The organism is Thiosulfatihalobacter marinus (assembly GCF_016019955.1).
In the GTDB taxonomy this organism is placed as follows: domain Bacteria; phylum Pseudomonadota; class Alphaproteobacteria; order Rhodobacterales; family Rhodobacteraceae; genus Shimia; species Shimia marinus_A.
The window spans coordinates 72,781-91,215 of sequence record NZ_JAECRZ010000003.1 but is presented as its reverse complement, the minus strand read 5'-3'; the positions used below and the strand labels follow the sequence as shown (position 1 = coordinate 91,215).

Sequence of the window (18,435 nt, the reverse complement as noted above, 5' to 3'; positions counted from 1 at the left end):
AAGCGGGCCCTGATCCTGTGGGTGTGGCAGGCCGGGCGCAGGCCCGGCGCGCGCTTACAGCTTCTCGGTCAGTTCCGGCACCGCCTGGAACAGGTCGGCGACGAGGCCGTAATCGGCCACCTGGAAGATCGGTGCTTCTTCGTCCTTGTTGATCGCGACGATGATTTTCGAGTCTTTCATGCCGGCCAGGTGCTGAATAGCGCCCGAGATGCCCACGGCGACATAAAGCTCTGGCGCGACTACCTTGCCGGTCTGACCCACCTGCCAGTCATTCGGGGCATAGCCCGAATCCACGGCGGCGCGGGATGCGCCTACGGCGGCGCCCAGCTTGTCGGCCAGTTTCTCGATCAGGGCGAAATCCTCTTCGGATCCGACACCACGGCCACCGGATACAACCACGCCGGCCGAGGTCAGCTCGGGGCGGTCGCTTGCGGCAACCTTGTCCTCGACCCATTCCGAGAGGCCCGGATTGTCGGCGGCACCAATGGTGTCCACCGATGCGGAACCACCTTCGCCAGCGGCATCGAAAGTCGAGGTGCGGAAGGTGATGACCTTCTTGGCATCCGACGATTTCACGGTTTGCACGGCATTGCCGGCATAGATCGGGCGCTCGAACGTGTCGGCATCGATCACGGCGCTTGCATCCGAAATCACCATCACGTCCAGAAGCGCGGCCACGCGGGGCATCACGTTCTTGGCGTCGGTGGTGGCGGGCGCGACAATGTGGGAATAGTCCCCGGCCAGCGACACGATCAGCGCGGCAGTGGGTTCCGCAAGGCGATGACCCAGCGAGGCGTCCTCGGCGACCAGAACCCTGGCGACACCGTCGATCCGGGCGGCGGCCTCGCCTGCGGCGGCGGCGGATGCACCGGCGCACAGCACGGTCACGTCACCCAGGCCGCGCGCGGCGGTGACAGCCTTGGCGGTGGCGTCCATCGCCAGTTCGCCGTTGTTGACTTCTGCGAGAAGAAGAACAGCCATTACACAGCCCCCGCTTCTTTGAGTTTGGCAACCAGTTCGTCCACCGAACCGACGATGATCCCGGCGGCCCGCTCGGCAGGCTCGACGGTTTTCACGATCTCAAGACGCGGCGCGACATCGACGCCGTAATCGGCGGCGGTTTTCTCGTCCAGCGGCTTTTTCTTGGCCTTCATGATGTTGGGCAGCGAGGCATAGCGCGGCTCGTTCAGGCGCAGATCAACCGAAATGATGGTCGGGGTCGAGACCTTGATGGTTTGCAGGCCGCCGTCCACTTCGCGGGTCACAACGGCCTTGTCGCCGTCGATGTCCACCTCGGAGGCGAAAGTTGCCTGCGACCAGCCCAGCAGGGCCGACAGCATCTGGCCGGTGGCGTTCATGTCATTGTCGATCGCCTGCTTGCCGCAGAGAACCAGCCCGGGCTGTTCCTCTTCGACAACCTTGGCAAGGATCTTGGCGACGGCCAGCGGCTCGATGTCCTGATGAACGTCGTCGGCGGCCACAACCAGGATCGCCCGGTCGGCGCCCATGGCAAGCGCGGTGCGCAGGGTTTCCTGCGCCTGTTTCACACCGATCGAAACGGCGACAACCTCGTCAGCCTTGCCGGCCTCTTTCAGACGGATCGCCTCTTCGACGGCGATTTCGTCGAACGGGTTCATCGACATCTTGACATTGGCGAGATCGACACCGGAACCATCCGCTTTGACACGGACCTTCACGTTGTAGTCAATCACGCGTTTGACGGGCACAAGCACCTTCATGGGCGTAAGACTCCTTCAAAATAAATGAGCCGCTTTCACGACTCGGGCTGAACGCTCTCGGTGGCGTTGATATAATCTTGCGCGGGTCGATTACAGGGCAAAAACGTCACGTTTTGGCCCGGCGACGCCGCGTCTGGCGGAATGTGACGCGAGGTTGTTGCAGGAGTGTTGCGAAGTCACGGCCGTTTGACGCCACGAAACGGCGTGATGCCCCCACGTCGCAAGGGGCCGGGGCTATGCCTGTCGCCGCTTCTGGTTTTCTATGGTGGCAATAACAGGAGGACACGCAGATGACCGAGACCGAGACCGTTGCCTACAGCACCGAGGGGCATGTGGCGACCATACGGATCAATCGCCCTGAGGCGATGAATGCGCTGGATGCGGCCACGCGCGCGGGCCTGCGGGCGGCTCAGGCACAGGCCGAGGCCGACCCGGAGGTGCGCGTGGTGATCCTGACGGGCACCGGGCGGGCCTTTACCTCGGGCACGGATCTCAAGGAGCTGGCCGAGTTTCGCACCAGACACGGGATGTTCGATATTTCGGTGCGCGATTACAAGCCGATCATCGATGCGATCACCAGAAGCGACAAGATCTGGATCGCGGCGATCAACGGGGTTGCAGGGGGCGTGGGGCTGTCGATCGGGCTAAGCTGCGATCTGGCGGTGATGGGGCAGGGGGCGACCTGTTTCGCGCCCTTCTCGAATATCTCGCTGGTGCCGGATGGCGGGCTGAGCTGGCTGCTGTTGCAGCATATGGGGTCCAAGCGGGCCTTTGCCGCGATTGCCGAAGCCACGCATATCAATGCGCGAGACTGTCTGGACTTCGGGATCGTGAACCGGGTTGTGGCGGATGATGTATTGGAGCGGGAAACGGCGGAATGGGCCGCGTCACTGGCGGAACGGGCGCCGCTGAGCCTGGCCTATGGCAAACGGATCATGCGGGCGGCGCATACCCAAAGCCACGAACAGATCGCGCTGATGGAAAGCGAATATCAGAACATCTGCGCCAATTCGGAAGACAGCGCCAATGCGGTGGCGGCGTTCATCACCAAGCAACGCCCGGTGTTCAAAGGCCGCTAAAGCGCGCCGCCTTGTGCCTGAGGCAGGGACCGGGCGGACCGCCGCGCAAGAGATCAGCGGTTCGCGCCGGGAACCCACAGGACATCGTCCTGCCCGTTGCTGTTGGCGATGCGCGCGGCCACGAAGAACCAGTCGCTGAGGCGATTGAGATAGGTGATCACATGCGGGTTCACCTCGTCGTCCTGCGCCAGCTCCACGGCCAGCCGTTCGGCACGGCGCGCCACGGTGCGGCACAGATGCAGATGCGCGGCCAGCGCCGACCCGCCCGGCAGGACAAAGCTGCGAAGCGGTTCCAGATGATCGTTCATGGTGTCGATCTCGGATTCCAGCCGTGCCACCTGGGTTGCAACCATGCGCAGCGGCGGATAGTCGGCCCTGGCGTCTGCGGCGATATCGGGACGGCACAGATCCGCGCCCAGATCGAACAGGTCGTTCTGGATCGCGGCCAGCTGTGTGTCCAGCGTGCCCTTGGCATGAAGGCGGGCCATGCCCAGCGTCGCATTCAACTCGTCCGACGTGCCATAGGCGGTGACGCGTGCGTCGTATTTGGCGACCCGGTCGCCATTGCCAAGCGCGGTTGTCCCCTTGTCGCCGGTGCGGGTGTAGATCTTGCTCAAAACCACCATGCGATTACCCTCTGGTGCTTAGCCAGGCGAACAGCACGATCAGGACCACGGCCAGAAACTGTGCCGCGATACGCAACTGCATCAGTTTGTTGCCGTATTTTCGGTTGAATTCGCCACCTTTTGCAAAGCCGCCGATGCCGATCAACAGGATGATCAGGACGGCGAAGGACGCGGCGGCGGCGACCCAGAACAAGGGATCGTTTGCCATGATTCTGCTCCCGTTAGCTGAAGATGCCCTGATGTAGACGGTTGGGGCCGAAAACTGAACTGTCTATTGCGATGCGACGTGTCACCCTTTCGCGATCACCCAATCAAGCAGCCTTGTGGGCAACGCCCGGCGCAGCCCGTTCATGACATGGGCGGGTGTGGTCACACGGTAGCGCGCCTTGGGACGGCGTGCCGTCAGGGCGGCCACGAGCCGGGCGCTGACGGCTGAGGCGGGCAGTTCGAACGGATCGGGGCCGCGCCCGGTCTCGGAAAAGCGTTTGACCAGCGTGGCGCGGTAATCCCCGGCAAAGGGCGAGTTCTCCCAATCGATCCAGTGAAAGAATTGCGCGGCGTTGTTGCGGCGCAGCGCGGTGGTGATGGGGCCGGGTTCGATCAGGACCGCATGGATGCCGGTGCCGCGCAGTTCGATACGCAGGCTGTCGGTCCAGCCTTCCAGGGCGTATTTGGTGGCCACATAGGCGCCGCGATACCGCATCGGCACATAGCCCAGGACCGAAGAACAGTTGACGATGCGCCCTTGGCCCTTGGCGCGCATCACCGGCAGAACCTGGCGGGTGAGATCGTGCCAACCGATCAGATTGCTGTCGAACAGGTCGCGCAGCGCCTCTGTCGGTACGTCCTCGATCGCGCCGGGCAGGCCGCGCGCGCCGTTGTTGAACAGCGCGTCCAGACTGCCGCCGGTTGCGTCCAGCACCTGCGCCAGCCCATCCGCGATGGACTGTGTGTCGCAATAGTCGATCCGGGGGCTGTCGAACCCGTCGGCATTCAGGCGGTCACAGTCGGTTTGCTTGCGGCAGGAGGCGAAGACGCGCCAGCCCGCGGCACGCAAGCAATGCGCCGCGTCGTGCCCGATCCCGGTAGAACAGCCTGTGATGAGGATGGATTTGCCTGTCATGCCTGTCTGACCCGTCGCGTTTCATGTGCCGGGCCAGACTAGGGGCTGTTTGCCGTGGCGCAAGCCCCCGCAAGGACCACTTAACGGGTTGGTTCGACCGGCGCCAGAAGGCGGGCCGACATCCAGCCGACCCGGCCGGTCTCGACAACCCTGAGTTTGGCCCAGCCATTGCCGGGTTCACGCAGCACGATCACCTGGGAACCACGCGTCAACGTGGCCAGCACACTATAGGCCGTGCCGGGGCCGCCACGCATGTTGACGCGCCGGCCGGTGACCTGACGGAGGTCTTCTGGCGGTTGCGACGGGGCGGGCAGGATGGCCGTGGGCGCCGTGGGCGGTGCCGGTTGAGGCGCGACCAAAGGAGATGGTGTCAGGGCGGCGCGGGTGACGGGGGTGGGAACCGGCGCGGTGACAAGTGTGGTCAGATCGCGCCGCGCAATCGGCACGGTGGTGGGGGCAGCGGCGGTCCGTGCTTGCGGTTCGGGCGTGACAGGGGCGGGCACGGCAGGAGGTGGCTTGGGCCGTGTTGCGGTGGGCACGGCGGTGGTTTCTTCCGTGATGCGTGGGCGCGGCTCGAAATCGGACCCGCCGCTGAGTTCATAGAACCCCCAGCCAATAAATACGAAGCTCAGAAAAACAAACCGCGACACAAGAAACGCCTCACCAGAAGTCAAGAAATTGAAAACAAAACCCTTTCGGGCGCCGACCAAGATAACACAAACAGGGGATTCGGCGCAGGGGGAAAATTTCGCGGCCAATCCCCATGCTGCCGCTTTACCCTGTCACGGCCAATCGGTATCACCACGTCATGACCGACATGATAGACGACGACCTTCCGCTGCCAGACCTGACAGAACCGCTGCGCCGTGCCATTGGCGAGCGCTACCTGACCTATGCGCTGAGCACGATCATGCACCGCGCCTTGCCGGATGCGCGCGACGGGCTGAAGCCGGTCCATCGCCGCATTCTGTATGCCATGCGCGAGTTGAAGCTGAATTCAACCGGTGGGTTCCGCAAATCAGCCAAGATTTCCGGCGATGTGATGGGCAATTACCACCCGCATGGCGACGCGGCGATTTACGACGCGATGGCGCGATTGGCGCAGGATTTCAACGTGCGCTACCCGCTTGTCGACGGGCAGGGAAATTTCGGAAATATCGACGGCGACAACCCGGCGGCCAGCCGATACACCGAAGCGCGCATGACCTCGGTCGCGGAGGCGTTGCTGGACGGGCTGAACGAGAACGCTGTTGATTTCAGGGAGAATTACGACGGTACGCTGAGCGAACCCGTGGTGTTGCCGGCAACCTTTCCCAACCTGCTGGCGAACGGGTCCAGCGGCATCGCGGTGGGTATGGCCACCAATATTCCGCCGCATAATATCGCCGAGCTGTGCGACGCCTGCCTGCATATGATCAAGGTGCCGGATGTGCGCGACGACACGTTGCTGAACTATGTGCCGGGGCCGGATTTTCCCACCGGCGGCGTGATTGTCGAGCCGCGCGACAGCATCGCGCAGGCCTATCGCACCGGGCGCGGGTCGTTCCGGCTGCGCTGTAAATGGGAGCGCGAGGATCTTGGGCGGGGCCAGTGGCAGATCGTGGTCACGCAAATCCCCTATCAGGTGCAGAAATCCAAGCTGATCGAAAAGCTGGCCGAGCTGATCCAGACCAAGAAAGTGCCGATCCTGGCCGATGTGCGCGATGAAAGTGCCGATGATATCCGGGTGATCCTGGAGCCGCGCTCCAAGAATGTGGACCCGGACATCCTGATGGGTACGCTGTTCCGCAACTCGGATCTGGAAGTGCGGTTCAGCCTGAACATGAACGTTCTGATCGATGGCGTGACGCCCAGGGTGTGCAGCATGAAGGACGTGCTGCGTGCCTTCCTGGATTTCCGCCGCGAAGTGTTGATCCGCCGCTCGACTCACCGGATGGAAAAGATCGACCACCGGCTGGAGGTGCTGGAAGGGTTCATCATCGCGTTCCTGAACCTGGATCGTGTGATCGACATCATCCGCTATGACGACGCACCCAAACAGGCCTTGATGGCCGAGGATTGGGGGCAGGACCACGTGCGGGCCACGTCCGAGCGGGATTACGTGTCGCCCTTGCTGGTCAGGGGCGAGGGCGAGCTGAGCGAGGTGCAGGCCGAAGCGATCCTGAACATGCGGTTGCGCAGTTTGCGCCGCCTGGAAGAGTTGGAACTGGTGCGCGAGCGCGATGCGCTGATGGAGGAACGCGCCGGTCTGGAAGATCTGCTGGACAGCGACAGCCTGCAATGGGACCGGATTTCCGAGCAGTTGAAAGAGGCTAAGGCATTGTTCGGAAAGAAATATGAGGGCGGCGCGCGGCGCACCGTCTTTGCCGAGGCGGGCGAAGTGGAAGAGGTGCCGCTGGAGGCGATGATCGAGCGCGAGCCGATCACCGTGGTCTGCTCGCAGATGGGGTGGGTGCGGGCGATGTCGGGCCATATCGACCTGAACCGCGAGCTGAAATTCAAGGATGGCGACGGGCCGCGTTTCACCTTTCATGCCGAGACCACGGACCGGTTGCTGGTGTTTGGCAGTAACGGGCGGTTCTATACCGTCAGCGCAGCCAACCTGCCCGGAGGGCGCGGCATGGGCGAGCCGCTGCGGCTGATGGTGGACCTGCCCAACGAGGCCGAGATCGTGGATTTCTTTATCCACCAGCCAGAGCGCAAGCTCTTGGTGGCATCCAGTGCAGGTGACGGATTTGTTGTTCCCGAACAGGATGTTATCGCGCAAACACGCTCGGGAAAACAGGTGCTGAACGTCAAGGATGACGCGCGAGCGATGGTTTGCAAGCCGGTGGCGGGGGATCACGTGGCGGTGGTGTCCCGGAACGGGCGATTCCTGGTGTTTCCGGTCAGCGACCTGCCCGAGATGGGGCGCGGCAAAGGCGTGCGCATACAGAAATACAACATGGCGCGCGGACGGCAGGGCACGCTTGAACTGGATGGCGGGCTGAGCGACCTGACCACGTTCAATTGGGCCGAGGGGCTGAGCTGGGAAATGGGCGGCGGCAAGACCCGCACCGAGCCGGACCTGAGCGAATGGCTGGGCAAACGCGCCGGGGTGGGCAAAAAGCCGCCCTATGGGTTCCCGCGCGACTACAAGTTTTCCTGAGGGATCGCGACAGGCAGAAAAGGCCGGTGTTCGGGTTCGAGGGCCGGCCTTTGTCCGACTCAAAGGGTTAACAGCCTTGTTTTGCTGGGGGGGTGCATGTCGGTATTGCGTCGGTATTCCAACGGTATCACGTTGGTGAGGGGGCTATGCGGCCCGCCCGTTAACGGACCGTGCGCAAGGGTTTGTTAAGATTGGCGTGTTATCAAGGCCTGAGCGTTTGGTCTTGGAGCAGGCCGGGCAGAATTGGTTACGATCAGAGCAAGGGTTTGGGCGCGGAGGCAGGCGCGGAATTGACGATTTGATAACGGGTGGCGGGGGCTGGCGATCAAAAGGCCGCGCGGGCCGTTCGTCGGGATATTCCGTTTGTGAGAAGTCGAACTTGAAAACGGCCGGAACAGACGGCGCGTGATCGGTCAGACGATCAGGCTCGGCAAACGTGGAACAACGGTCAGACCGGTTCCGCCGTGAGCCAGACACCGGTGTCGGGCCGTAAGGTGAGGATCATCACCGGTTCGGGATCACGCCCCGGCACAAGGCGAAAGCGGAAACCGGCGAGCAGGGTGGCAAGGATGATGACCGCTTCCTGAATGGCAAAGGACGCGCCGATGCAGATGCGCGGCCCGTCGCCAAAGGGCAGGTAGGCATACCGTTCCACCGCCTTGCGGTTTGCAAAGCGGTCCGGGCGAAAGGCGTCCGGGCTGTCCCAGAGCATGTGATTGCGGTGCAGGGCGTAGATCGGGATCATCACCGTATCGCCGGGCCGGATCTCGCGGGCGCAAAGCATGTCGGGCTTTTGCGCGGTGCGCGAGATGATCCCGGCGGGCGGATAAAGGCGCAGAGCCTCGTCCACGATCTGGCGGATGAAGGGCATGTTCTGGGCCTCTTCACCGGTGGCGGTGTCACCGGCCATGACCGATTGTGCCTCGGCGCGGGCGCGATCCTGCACGCCCTGATCAAAGGCGCAGAGATAAAGCGACCAGGCCAGGGTGAGGGCGGTTGTTTCGTGCCCGGCCACAATAAAGGTGAGCAGGTTGTCGCGCAGTTCGGACGTGTTCATGCGGCGCCGGGTTTCGGGATCTTCCCCGGCCAGCAGAAGATCGAGCAGGTCGGGGATGTCGCCGGGGCCACGGGCGCGGCGGGCGTCGATCGCTTCGTCGGCAACCTGTTTCATCTGTCCCACCACCTTGCCCGACAACAGCCGCCCCGGGCGCGGGATCCAGTCGGGCAGGCCAAGCATGTCGAGCAGGGATATCTTGCCCGCCTCGGCGATATAGGCATCAATCGCGCGGTGCACCGCGTCGCTGTCGAAACTGCCCTGGCCCGAAAACGTCACCTCGGAGATCACGTCAAAGGTGGTGCGGACCATCTCGTCCAGGAAATCGACGGCGCGGGTGCCGTTCGCGGCGGCGATCCGGCTGACCGAGCGCCCGGCGGCGGCGCTCATGACGGGGGCGAGGTTCATCACGTTGCGATGCGAGAACACCGGCGCGGCGGCGCGGCGTTGCCAGCGCCAATGGGCGTCTTCGGCGATGAACAGGCTGTCGCCGATTGCGGGGCGCAGAATGTTCTTGGTGGCTTTGGACTTGGGGTAGTCATCCACCTTTTCCAGCAAAACCCGGCGAATCGCGCCCGGATCCATGACCATGTGCCAGCGGATACCGGTGCGTCCCGAAACCATGGGCTGTCGCACGGCGATTTCCGGCAGGATCGACAGGAGGTTGGAGCGCGCGGCCCGAAGCGAGCCCATCACCCCCAGAGGCTGGGTGGCAAGGGCGACGTGAACGGGCAGGGCGGTTTCGGACATCGGGGTTCCTTTTGTCACAAGATAGGGGCTGCGGGAGCGCGGCGAAAGGCTGGCGTTGAATGTAGGCACGGCTTGGGCTATCGGTTCTGGCAGTTTTCACCGATGTGAGTGACCCATGAAGCGCCTGGCCCTGATCATGACGACCCTGTTGGCCCTTTCGGCCTGTGAAGTGCCAACCGGGACCGTGGAGGAACCGCCGGTGGACCTGGGCGATTTCAAGCTGGGCCACAATATCGTGGTGGCGCCGCAATTGCAGAAAGGCCCGCTGTCGCGCGAGGCCAGCGACGAGAAATGGATCGCCTCGATGAAGCAGGCGATCGATGCGCGGTTCGGTCGGTATGATGGCACGCGGCTGGTGCATTTTGGGGTGAATCTGTCGGGCTATGTGCTGGCGCAGCCTGGCGTGCCGCTGATCTATTCCCCCAAGAGCGCGCTGATCATCACGGTCACGGCCTGGGATGATCGTGCCGGCACCAGGTTCAACGAAGAAGCCAAGGAAATCGTGGTGATCGAGACCCTGACGGGGGCGTCGATCGTGGGATCGGGGCTGAGCCAGGATGCCGACGAGCAGATGGCAAACCTGACCTACAACGCGGCCAGGGCGATCGAGAAATGGATGTATGAAAACCGGGCCTGTCTGGTGGATGACGTGCCAGCGGATGTGCTGGCCACCTGCTGGCTGGACAGTGACGAAGAGCGGGCCGCGCGACGCAAGGCCTTGGAAGAGTTGCGATAGCGCGAAACCCCGCTTGATTTTTGCCGCGCAACCCAATATGTCGCGCGCCGTAGAGGAAATCGGGCTGCAACGCCCCCAATCAGATAGAAGGCGCCCTTCATGGCCAAGGAAAAGTTTGAACGCAGCAAACCGCACTGCAACATCGGCACCATCGGTCACGTTGACCATGGCAAGACGACTCTGACGGCGGCGATCACCAAGCAATTCGGTGACTTCAAGGCCTATGACGAGATTGACGGCGCGCCGGAAGAGAAAGCGCGCGGGATCACGATCTCGACGGCGCATGTGGAGTATGAAACCGACGCGCGCCACTATGCGCATGTGGACTGCCCCGGCCACGCGGACTATGTGAAGAACATGATCACGGGTGCGGCGCAGATGGACGGCGCGATCCTGGTTGTGAACGCGGCCGACGGCCCGATGCCGCAGACGCGCGAGCACATTCTTCTGGGTCGCCAGGTGGGTATTCCCGCGATGGTCGTGTTCATGAACAAGGTTGACCAGGTTGACGACGAAGAGCTTCTGGAGCTTGTCGAGATGGAAATCCGCGAGCTTCTGACCGAGTACGGCTATCCGGGCGACGACATTCCGGTCATCGCCGGGTCGGCTCTGGCGGCTCTGGAAGACCGCGACGACGCGATTGGCAAGGACAAGATTGCCGAGCTGATGAAAGCGGTTGACGAGTTCATCCCGCAGCCGCCGCGCGCGGTTGACGAGCCGTTCCTGATGCCGATCGAGGACGTGTTCTCGATCTCGGGCCGTGGCACGGTTGTGACCGGTCGTGTGGAGCGCGGCGTGATCAATGTTGGCGACAACATCGAGATCGTTGGCATCAAGGACACGCAGACCACGACCTGTACGGGTGTTGAAATGTTCCGCAAGCTGCTGGATCGCGGCGAGGCGGGCGACAACATCGGCGCGCTGCTGCGCGGGATCGACCGTGAGGCGGTTGAGCGTGGTCAGGTTCTGTGCAAGCCGGGCTCGGTGACACCGCACACCAAGTTCGAAGCCGAAGCCTATATCCTGACGAAGGATGAAGGTGGTCGCCACACGCCGTTCTTCGCGAACTATCGCCCGCAGTTCTACTTCCGCACGACGGACGTGACGGGCACGGTTCAGCTGCCCGAGGGCACCGAGATGGTGATGCCGGGCGACAACCTGAAGTTCAACGTTGAACTGATCGCCCCGATCGCGATGGAGCAGGGCCTGCGCTTTGCCATCCGCGAAGGCGGCCGCACCGTGGGTTCGGGCGTCGTGTCGAAGATCATCGAGTAAGGCACCGGCGGCTCTGCCGCCCCGCCCCAAAACCGAAAGGCCGCCCCAGGGGGCGGCCTTTTTTGTCCGGTTTCTGTCCGGTTCTCATTCGGGCGGCTGGAACGGCGTCGTCGGGTCAGAATTTTTCGGAGTGGCGCCCGATGGCGGCATCGGCGTCGTCGGTCAGGGCATCCAGCGCCTGTTCGAGACTGAGGCGCAGCGCCTCGGCCTCTGCGTCGCTGGCCTTGCGCGGAACCGAGTCGGTCCATTCGCGGCACATCAGGACGCCTTTGGAAAAGGGCAGGGGCAGCATCTGTTTGTCCCAGGTGGGCAGGCGCAGCACGCGGCGTTCGGCAAAGGCCACCATGAACACCCGGCAACCTGTGGTGCGCGCCCAGACGATGGGCACGGTGGACAGCACCCGTGCCGGGCCGCGCGGGCCGTCTGCGGCGATGCCGATGGAACAGCCGTCGCGGGTGCGGCGCAGCACTTCGCGCGAGAGCGTGACATGGCGTTTGTGGCTGGACATGGGGATGGTTTCCCAGCCCAGCCGGACAACGATCTGCCCGGCCAGCCGCCCGCCGCGCGCGGCGGAGGTCAGGGCGCAGATACGCGCGCCACGGGGCGCCTGGATCACGAAAGGCGCCATGATGAGGCGCTGGTGCCAGGAGACAAAAATGACCGCTTCGCCCCGGGCCAGGCAGGCATCGACCTCGTCACATCCCGTGCGTGTCCAGCGAGAGGTGTAAAAGGCGAATCGCAGCCAGGTGGCGAACGCGGCTTCGACCATGCGATTGACCCAGGGTGTATCGGCTAATTTCTTTCTGAGGCTCACCGGGCGCGATCCCTTTTTGCGATTTCTCCGACCCTCTCATAGATCAGCGCCCCCCGTGGCGCCAGCCCGGGGCTTTGCCGGGTGGAGAGGGCGCCTGCCTGGCGATTTCCCTCTTGCCTCCGGCGCGGCGGTGGACTAGGAACTGCCGCACCACAGGGGTATAGCTCAGTTGGTAGAGCGACGGTCTCCAAAACCGTAGGTCGCGGGTTCGAACCCTGCTGCCCCTGCCATTGTTTTCATTGCCGTTTTTTGCAATCCGCGCAAGACGCGTACGACCGGTTGGGCGGGTTTTCCGGTATGGTGATCCGGTTGCCGGGTTTTCTTACGGACATGAGGGGGGGCAGGCACACGCGGGGGCGCGTGGCGCGCGAGTCAGACTTCGGTTGTCAGTGTGAATTCCGGCAAATGCGAATTTTCGATCATGAAATCGGCATTCTTCATGTCATTGCCAAGGGCGCGCGCCCGGGCCTGGGCGGCCGGCAGCCCTTGGTCACGCCATCGCGCAACAAGCCGTTTTTCAAGCTCCTTTCTGCTGACATCCACTCGGACGGTCAGATCAAAGAGGCCGGAAAGGCCGGTCCATGGTGGCGTTTTCAGAAGGAGATAGTTGCCTTCGACCAGGACAATTCGGGTATCCCCGCGGATGTGGCCTGAGTCCGGAACGGTGCTGTCCGCGTCCCGATCGAAGGTCGGGAAGGGTACGTCCGGCCTGGCGCGCACGTCACGCAGGAGGGAGATGAATCCCATGGCATCGAAGGTCTCGGGCGCTCCTTTGCGGTGCAGGAGCCCCAACTGGCGCAACCGGTCATTGTCCAGGTGAAATCCGTCCATGGGCAGGATGACGGCTGTCGGGCCCAACCGCGCCGCCAGATCGGCCGCCAGAGTCGATTTCCCGGATCCGGGCGGACCCGCGATCGCGACCAGAAGGCGATGCTGTTCCGCGGCACGGGCCTGAATGATCCCAAGGAGGTCTGTTGCGGTGATCCCGGTCAACGCGTGCCCCTATCCGGTTCCCGAGGAGTGCCGGTTTGACGTGCTGGCGGCGCTGTAATTTTCCAGCGCGGCTTCGCATCCTTCGGCCCAGATCAGTGCAAGCCAACCTTCAAACGCCTCCGAAAACCGCCGATCCCGGGCGAGTTCGCCGTAGAACCGATGCTGCTCCAGCCACGCGGCGGGGCGGGATTTGGCCGCGCTGGCGGCTGTGGTGAGGTCCGCCCAAAGCGGATCGTTGGCTTCGATCCGCGTGCCGTTTTCGCGGGTGCCTTCGCACATCCGCGCCCAAAGGGCCTCGACAAGGGCTAGGCCCGAAACCGACCGATTGCCGGCCAGTTGATCGCGCAGGATGGGCAGCACGAAACCCGTATGGCGGGCGGAACCGTCAAAGGCGACGCGGCGGGTGGTGTCGATGATCCGGGGGTTGGAAAACCGTGTCTCGATCAGGTCCAGATAGGCGAGCGGTGTCATTCCCGGCACCGGATCCACGGTCAGGGCGATCTCTTCGGACTGTACCTTGCGAAACATCGCCGAAATACCGGGATGCGCCATGCAGTCCGAGATGGTTTCGATTCCCAGCACGTCGCCGACATTGGCCAGTACCTGGTGTCCGGCGTTCAAGATGCGGATTTTCATCGTTTCATAGGCATGGACATCGTCGGAGAAAGTTGCGCCAACCTCGTCCCAACCGGGGCGGCCGGCGCAGAACTTGTCCTCGATGACCCATTGCCGATAGGCCTCGTGGGTGACAGGGGCGGCGTCGTCGATGCCGAAGGCGTGCGCCAGGGCGATCTCGGCCGGGCCGGTTGCGGGCGCGATGCAATCGACCATCGAGTTCGGGAATGTCGCGTTGGTCTCGATCCAGTCGGCCAGTGCCGGGTCGGACAGCCGGGCCAGCGACACCACGGTCTGGCGCAGGATCGCGCCGTTGCCTTGCAGGTTGTCGCAGCTGAGCCCGGTAAAGGGGCCCTGGCCCGCGTCGCGTCGCAGGCGGAGCGCGGCGACCATGGCGCCAAAGGCGGTGCGCGGTGTCTGCGGGTTCGCGGCATCGTGCTGAATGTCGGGGTGGGATACATCAAAATGCTTGGTGACAGGATCGAGATAGTACCCGCTTTCGGTGATCGTCAGGGCGACGATCCGGATGGCCGGATCGGCCAGCGCGGCGATCAGGGGGCCGTTGCCTTCGGCGATGGGGAGATAGCCGATCATCGATCCGACCACTTCGGCAGAGGTTTGCCGGGTGTCGAGTTCGATCAGCGTGGTCAGGCAATCCTGTGCCAGCAGCTTGTCGCGCATCGCGGCATCATAGGCGCGAACCCCGGCCCCAAGGATGGCCCAGTCCCGAGCCTTGCCTGCCTGCATCAGACGATGCAGGTACCAGGCCTGATGGGCGCGGTGGAAATTGCCCACGCCGATATGAACAATCCCGGGTCTTAGCGCCGAGCGGTCATAGCGCGGATGTTCGATCGCCAGTTGCGCGAGCGTTGCATTCGAAAGTTTGATCAGCTCATCCATTGGCCACCGTCCACGTTATAGGTCTGTGATACGACGTAGTCGCTTTCGGTGCTGGCAAGGAAAATTGCCATACCGGTCAGATCGTCGGCTGTCCCCATTCTGCCGAACGGGACAGCCGCGCCCACTTCGGCCTTTTTCTGGCCGGGGGCCTTGGCCTCGTATTTTGCGAAAAAGGCATCGACGCCATCCCAATGCTCGCCGTCGACGACGCCGGGGGAGATGGCATTGACGTTGATGCCGTGGGAGATCAGATTCAGCCCCGCCGATTGGGTCAGGCTGATGACCGCCGCCTTGCTGGCACAATAGACCGCGACCAGCGGTTCGCCGCGTCGTCCGGCCTGGCTGGCCATGTTGATGATCTTGCCCCGGATACCATGGGCGATCATGTGGCGCGCTACGGCTTGCATCGTGAAGAGCGTGCCTTTGACGTTCACATCGAAGATGCGCGCGTAGTCCTGGGGGGCGATCTCGACTATGGGCGCGGCCGTGAACAGCGCGGCATTGTTTATCAGGATGTCGATGGGCGCAAAGCCGTGCTTTTCGGCAAGACGGATCGCATTGTCGATGCTGTGCAGGTCGGTGACATCCATGCCAATCGCCAACGCGTTGTCGCCGCCCAGGGCCAAAGCCGTTTCAGACGCGCGCCGCTCGTCGATGTCGGCGATGATCACCCGCGCGCCTTCGGCCAGGTAGGCCGCGGCGAAGGCCCGCCCGATTCCGCGGGCGGCGCCGGTTATCAAGGCTGTCTTGCCCGCCAGACGCATCAGTCGATCCTCAGACCCTGCGTGTCAAACTTGTGCAGCTTGTCCAGTTGCGGCGTCAGGTAGATCGTGTCGCCGTGGCGGACGGGCAATTCGCCGTCCACGCGTACCGTCATCGGGTCGCAGCCCGGAACCCCGTGGACATGCAGGAACGTATCCGAGCCCAGATGTTCGGCCACGCCGACGACGCCCTTCCAGGTGCCTTCGGTCTGGCTGACATCGGTGTGTTCAGGGCGGATTCCGATGGTTGTCGCGCCGTGTCTCGCCGCCTCGTCCCCCTTGAGAAGATTCATCTGGGGCGAGCCAATGAAGCCGGCCACGAATTCGTTGCAGGGGGTGTGATACAGTTCCAGCGGCGTGCCGACCTGTTCGATCACCCCGGCGCGCAGCACCACGATCTTGTCGGCCATGGTCATGGCTTCGACCTGGTCATGGGTGACATAGATCATCGTGGTGGCCAGCCGCTTGTGCATTTCGCTGATTTCAAGCCGCATCCCGACCCGCAGCGCCGCATCAAGGTTCGACAGCGGTTCGTCAAACAGGAATGCCGCCGGTTCGCGAACGATGGCGCGGCCGATGGCCACGCGCTGGCGCTGCCCGCCCGAAAGCTGACCGGGACGCCGGTCGAGGTAATCGGTAAGGTTCAGCGCCTCGGCGGCGGCGGTGATGCGGCGCGCCTGTTCGTCGGCGGGAACGCCCGCCATTTTCATCGGAAAGGCGATGTTCTTGCGCACCGACATATGCGGGTAAAGCGCATAGGACTGGAACACCATGGCGAGGCCGCGTTTGGCCGGGGGCACGTTGGTTGCATCCAGGCCGTCGATCTCGATCACCCCGGACGTGATGTCTTCCAGCCCGGCGATCAGGCGCAGGAGGGTGGACTTGCCGCAACCCGAAGGGCCGACAAAAACTGTGAACTCGCCGTCTTCGATGGTCAGGTCCAGGGGCGGGATGACTTCGGTCTCGCCGAAGCTTTTGGACACCTTGTTGAGTTTGATCTGTCCCATAGGTCTGTTCCTTCCTATTTCACAGCGCCGAAGGTCAGGCCGCTGACAAGTTGTTTCTGGCTGAACCAGCCAAGGATGAGGATCGGCGCGATGGCCATGGTCGAGGCCGCGCTGAGCTTGGCGTAGAAAAGACCCTCGGGGCTGGAATAGCTGGCGATAAAGGCCGTGAGCGGGGCCGCCTTGGCCGCGGTCAGGTTCAGCGTCCAGAAGGCCTCGTTCCAGGCCAGGATGACATTGAGAAGCAACGTCGAGGCAATGCCGGGAATGGCCATGGGCGTGAGGACATAGAGCACCTCTTCCTTCAGTGTCGCCCCATCCATCCGGGCCGCTTCGAGGATCTCGCCCGGGATCTCCTTGAAATAGGTGTAGAGCATCCAGACGATGATCGGCAGGTTGATCAGCATGAGCACGATCACCAGGCCAATCTTGGTGTCGAGAATGCCCAGCCGGATGAACAACAGGTAGATCGGGTAAAGCACGCCGACCGCGGGCAGCATCTTGGTGGAGAGCATCCACAACAGGATGTCCTTGGTCCGTTTGGAAGGCACGAAAGCCATGGACCAGGCGGCCGGCACCGCGATGATGATGCCCAGGATCGTCGAGCCACCGGCAATGACGATCGAGTTCCACAGGAACCGGCCATAATTCGAGCGTTCCATCACGGCCGCGTAGTTTTCGAGTGTCCAGTCGAAGCCCAGGAAGAGTGGCGGATCGGCAATTGCCTGTGCTTCGGTCTTGAAGCTTGTGAGGATTGTCCAGAGGATCGGGAAAAAGATCAGCAATCCCACACTCCAGGCTGCGGCTGTGTTGATGATCTTGCGTTTTTGGGTAACGGTGCGTGCCATGATGCCCTCCTCACGCGTCCAGGTTCTTGCCGACGATGCGCATCAGGAAGATGGCAACGATATTGGCGAGAATGATTGCATAGACGCCGCCGGCAGACCCCAGACCGACGTTCTGGCTTTCCAGCACGCGCTGGAAGATCAGGTAAGTCAATGTCTTGGTACCAAAGGCGCCGCCGGTGGTGACGAAGATCTCGGCGAAGATCGACAACAGGAAGATTGTCTGGATCAGGATCACGACGGTGATCGCGCGGCCAAGATGCGGCAGGGTGATAAAGGCAAAGCGTTTCGTGGAGGGCGCGCCGTCCATCTCGGCGGCTTCGAGCTGTTCGCTGTCAAGAGACTGGATCGCGGTCAGCAGGATCAGCGTGGCAAAGGGCAGCCATTGCCAGCTGACGATCATGATGATCGATGTCAGCGAGGCCTGGCTGAGCCATTGCACCGGCTCGGCGCCGAAAAACTCCCAAAGATAGGCCAGTAGCCCATAGTTCGGGTCCATGAACATGTTCTTCCAGACCAGCGCCGAAACGGTGGGCATGACAAAGAATGGGGCAATCACCAGGATGCGGACCACGCCCTGGCCCCACATCGGCTGGTTCAGCAGAACCGCCAGCAGGATGCCCAGGATCACGGTGATGGCCAGAACGCCGCCAACGATGGTCAGGGTGGTGAGAACAGAAGGCCAGAACGCGCTGGATGTCACGAAACGAACGTAGTTGTCGAAACCGACCCATCCCAGATCACCGCCACGCAGGGGCAGGTATTTCTTGAATGAAAAATAGAGTGTCATGGTCAGGGGGACGAGCATCCACCCCAGGAGCAGGACCACCGCCGGTGCCATCATGAGGCGCGCCGCTGATCGGGAGTGTTGGGTTGCCATCGGGCATACCTCCTCTGTTTACGGCATAGGGCCGTTGCAGACGATAGATAACATGTGCGGTTGCTTTGGGGCGAGGGCGGCGCACAGCGGGGC

Annotated in this window: 18 protein-coding genes and 1 tRNA gene; 5 read left to right on the top strand and 14 right to left on the bottom strand. The window is 62.9% G+C overall.

What is annotated here, in order from left to right:
- Positions 1-54: 54 nt before the first annotated feature.
- The gene (locus I3253_RS05765) at positions 55-981 is read right to left on the bottom strand and encodes an electron transfer flavoprotein subunit alpha/FixB family protein (RefSeq protein WP_197916690.1); all 927 of its coding nucleotides are present in this window, start codon (positions 979-981) and stop codon (positions 55-57) included.
- Positions 981-1,739, bottom strand: a complete 759-nt coding sequence (locus tag I3253_RS05760) for an electron transfer flavoprotein subunit beta/FixA family protein (RefSeq protein ID WP_197916689.1) — start codon at positions 1,737-1,739, stop codon at positions 981-983. Before I3253_RS05760 ends, I3253_RS05765 begins: the two co-directional genes overlap by 1 nt.
- A gap of 290 nt (positions 1,740-2,029) precedes the next feature.
- Between I3253_RS05760 and I3253_RS05755 the strand changes: the two genes are divergently transcribed.
- A complete protein-coding gene (locus I3253_RS05755; RefSeq protein WP_197916688.1) occupies positions 2,030-2,818 on the top strand; it encodes an enoyl-CoA hydratase/isomerase family protein in 789 nt (262 codons plus the stop codon).
- A 53-nt stretch (positions 2,819-2,871) separates the two neighbouring features.
- Here the strand turns inward: I3253_RS05755 and I3253_RS05750 are convergent, their stop codons facing one another.
- The 4 genes from I3253_RS05750 to I3253_RS05735 form a co-directional block, all read right to left on the bottom strand.
- Positions 2,872-3,444 carry a cob(I)yrinic acid a,c-diamide adenosyltransferase gene (locus I3253_RS05750; RefSeq protein WP_197916687.1) on the bottom strand — a complete coding sequence of 191 codons (573 nt, stop codon included), beginning with the start codon at positions 3,442-3,444 and terminating at the stop codon, positions 2,872-2,874.
- A 4-nt stretch (positions 3,445-3,448) separates the two neighbouring features.
- Positions 3,449-3,652, bottom strand: coding sequence for a twin transmembrane helix small protein (locus I3253_RS05745; RefSeq protein WP_197916686.1), 204 nt, complete (start codon positions 3,650-3,652; stop codon positions 3,449-3,451).
- 81 nt (positions 3,653-3,733) lie between these two features.
- The gene (locus I3253_RS05740) at positions 3,734-4,567 is read right to left on the bottom strand and encodes an SDR family NAD(P)-dependent oxidoreductase (protein WP_197916685.1); all 834 of its coding nucleotides are present in this window, start codon (positions 4,565-4,567) and stop codon (positions 3,734-3,736) included.
- A gap of 80 nt (positions 4,568-4,647) precedes the next feature.
- A complete protein-coding gene (locus tag I3253_RS05735; protein ID WP_197916684.1) occupies positions 4,648-5,217 on the bottom strand; it encodes an SH3 domain-containing protein in 570 nt (189 codons plus the stop codon).
- Positions 5,218-5,375: 158 nt separating this feature from the next.
- Here I3253_RS05735 and I3253_RS05730 point away from each other — a divergent pair, with 158 nt between their 5' ends.
- Positions 5,376-7,715: a DNA topoisomerase IV subunit A gene (locus tag I3253_RS05730; protein WP_197916951.1), complete on the top strand. Its 2,340-nt coding sequence runs from the start codon at positions 5,376-5,378 to the stop codon at positions 7,713-7,715.
- Positions 7,716-8,163: 448 nt separating this feature from the next.
- On the opposite strand, the gene I3253_RS05725 is transcribed toward I3253_RS05730, so the two are convergent.
- Positions 8,164-9,519: a cytochrome P450 gene (locus I3253_RS05725; RefSeq protein ID WP_197916683.1), complete on the bottom strand. Its 1,356-nt coding sequence runs from the start codon at positions 9,517-9,519 to the stop codon at positions 8,164-8,166.
- A gap of 115 nt (positions 9,520-9,634) precedes the next feature.
- Here I3253_RS05725 and I3253_RS05720 point away from each other — a divergent pair, with 115 nt between their 5' ends.
- Both I3253_RS05720 and tuf read left to right on the top strand, forming a co-directional pair.
- Positions 9,635-10,255, top strand: coding sequence for a hypothetical protein (locus I3253_RS05720; protein WP_197916682.1), 621 nt, complete (start codon positions 9,635-9,637; stop codon positions 10,253-10,255).
- A 99-nt stretch (positions 10,256-10,354) separates the two neighbouring features.
- Positions 10,355-11,530, top strand: coding sequence for an elongation factor Tu (gene tuf, locus I3253_RS05715; protein ID WP_197916661.1), 1,176 nt, complete (start codon positions 10,355-10,357; stop codon positions 11,528-11,530).
- Between the two features lie 115 nt (positions 11,531-11,645).
- Here the strand turns inward: tuf and I3253_RS05710 are convergent, their stop codons facing one another.
- Positions 11,646-12,344, bottom strand: coding sequence for a lysophospholipid acyltransferase family protein (locus I3253_RS05710; protein WP_332255672.1), 699 nt, complete (start codon positions 12,342-12,344; stop codon positions 11,646-11,648).
- Between the two features lie 154 nt (positions 12,345-12,498).
- On the opposite strand from I3253_RS05710, the gene I3253_RS05705 reads away from it, so the two are divergent.
- Positions 12,499-12,574, top strand: a tRNA-Trp gene (locus tag I3253_RS05705).
- Positions 12,575-12,716: 142 nt separating this feature from the next.
- Here I3253_RS05705 and I3253_RS05700 read toward each other — a convergent pair.
- Genes I3253_RS05700 through I3253_RS05675 form a run of 6 tightly spaced genes read right to left on the bottom strand, consistent with a single transcriptional unit; the run spans position 12,717 to position 18,342 of the window.
- Complete coding sequence (locus I3253_RS05700; protein ID WP_232236933.1) at positions 12,717-13,337, bottom strand: nucleoside/nucleotide kinase family protein; 621 nt, start codon at positions 13,335-13,337, stop codon at positions 12,717-12,719.
- 9 nt (positions 13,338-13,346) lie between these two features.
- Positions 13,347-14,852 (bottom strand): mannitol dehydrogenase family protein, encoded by a 1,506-nt coding sequence (locus tag I3253_RS05695; RefSeq protein ID WP_197916681.1) that lies wholly within the window; start codon positions 14,850-14,852, stop codon positions 13,347-13,349.
- On the bottom strand, positions 14,840-15,619 hold the full coding sequence (locus I3253_RS05690; RefSeq protein ID WP_269648318.1) for an L-iditol 2-dehydrogenase: 780 nt from the start codon (positions 15,617-15,619) through the stop codon (positions 14,840-14,842). The genes I3253_RS05695 and I3253_RS05690 overlap by 13 nt, the downstream gene beginning before the upstream one ends.
- On the bottom strand, positions 15,616-16,620 hold the full coding sequence (locus I3253_RS05685) for an ABC transporter ATP-binding protein (protein WP_197916679.1): 1,005 nt from the start codon (positions 16,618-16,620) through the stop codon (positions 15,616-15,618). The genes I3253_RS05690 and I3253_RS05685 overlap by 4 nt, the downstream gene beginning before the upstream one ends.
- 14 nt (positions 16,621-16,634) lie before the next feature.
- Complete coding sequence (locus I3253_RS05680; protein ID WP_197916678.1) at positions 16,635-17,465, bottom strand: carbohydrate ABC transporter permease; 831 nt, start codon at positions 17,463-17,465, stop codon at positions 16,635-16,637.
- A 10-nt stretch (positions 17,466-17,475) separates the two neighbouring features.
- Positions 17,476-18,342 (bottom strand): carbohydrate ABC transporter permease, encoded by an 867-nt coding sequence (locus I3253_RS05675; protein ID WP_197916677.1) that lies wholly within the window; start codon positions 18,340-18,342, stop codon positions 17,476-17,478.
- Between the last annotated feature and the right edge of the window lie 93 nt (positions 18,343-18,435).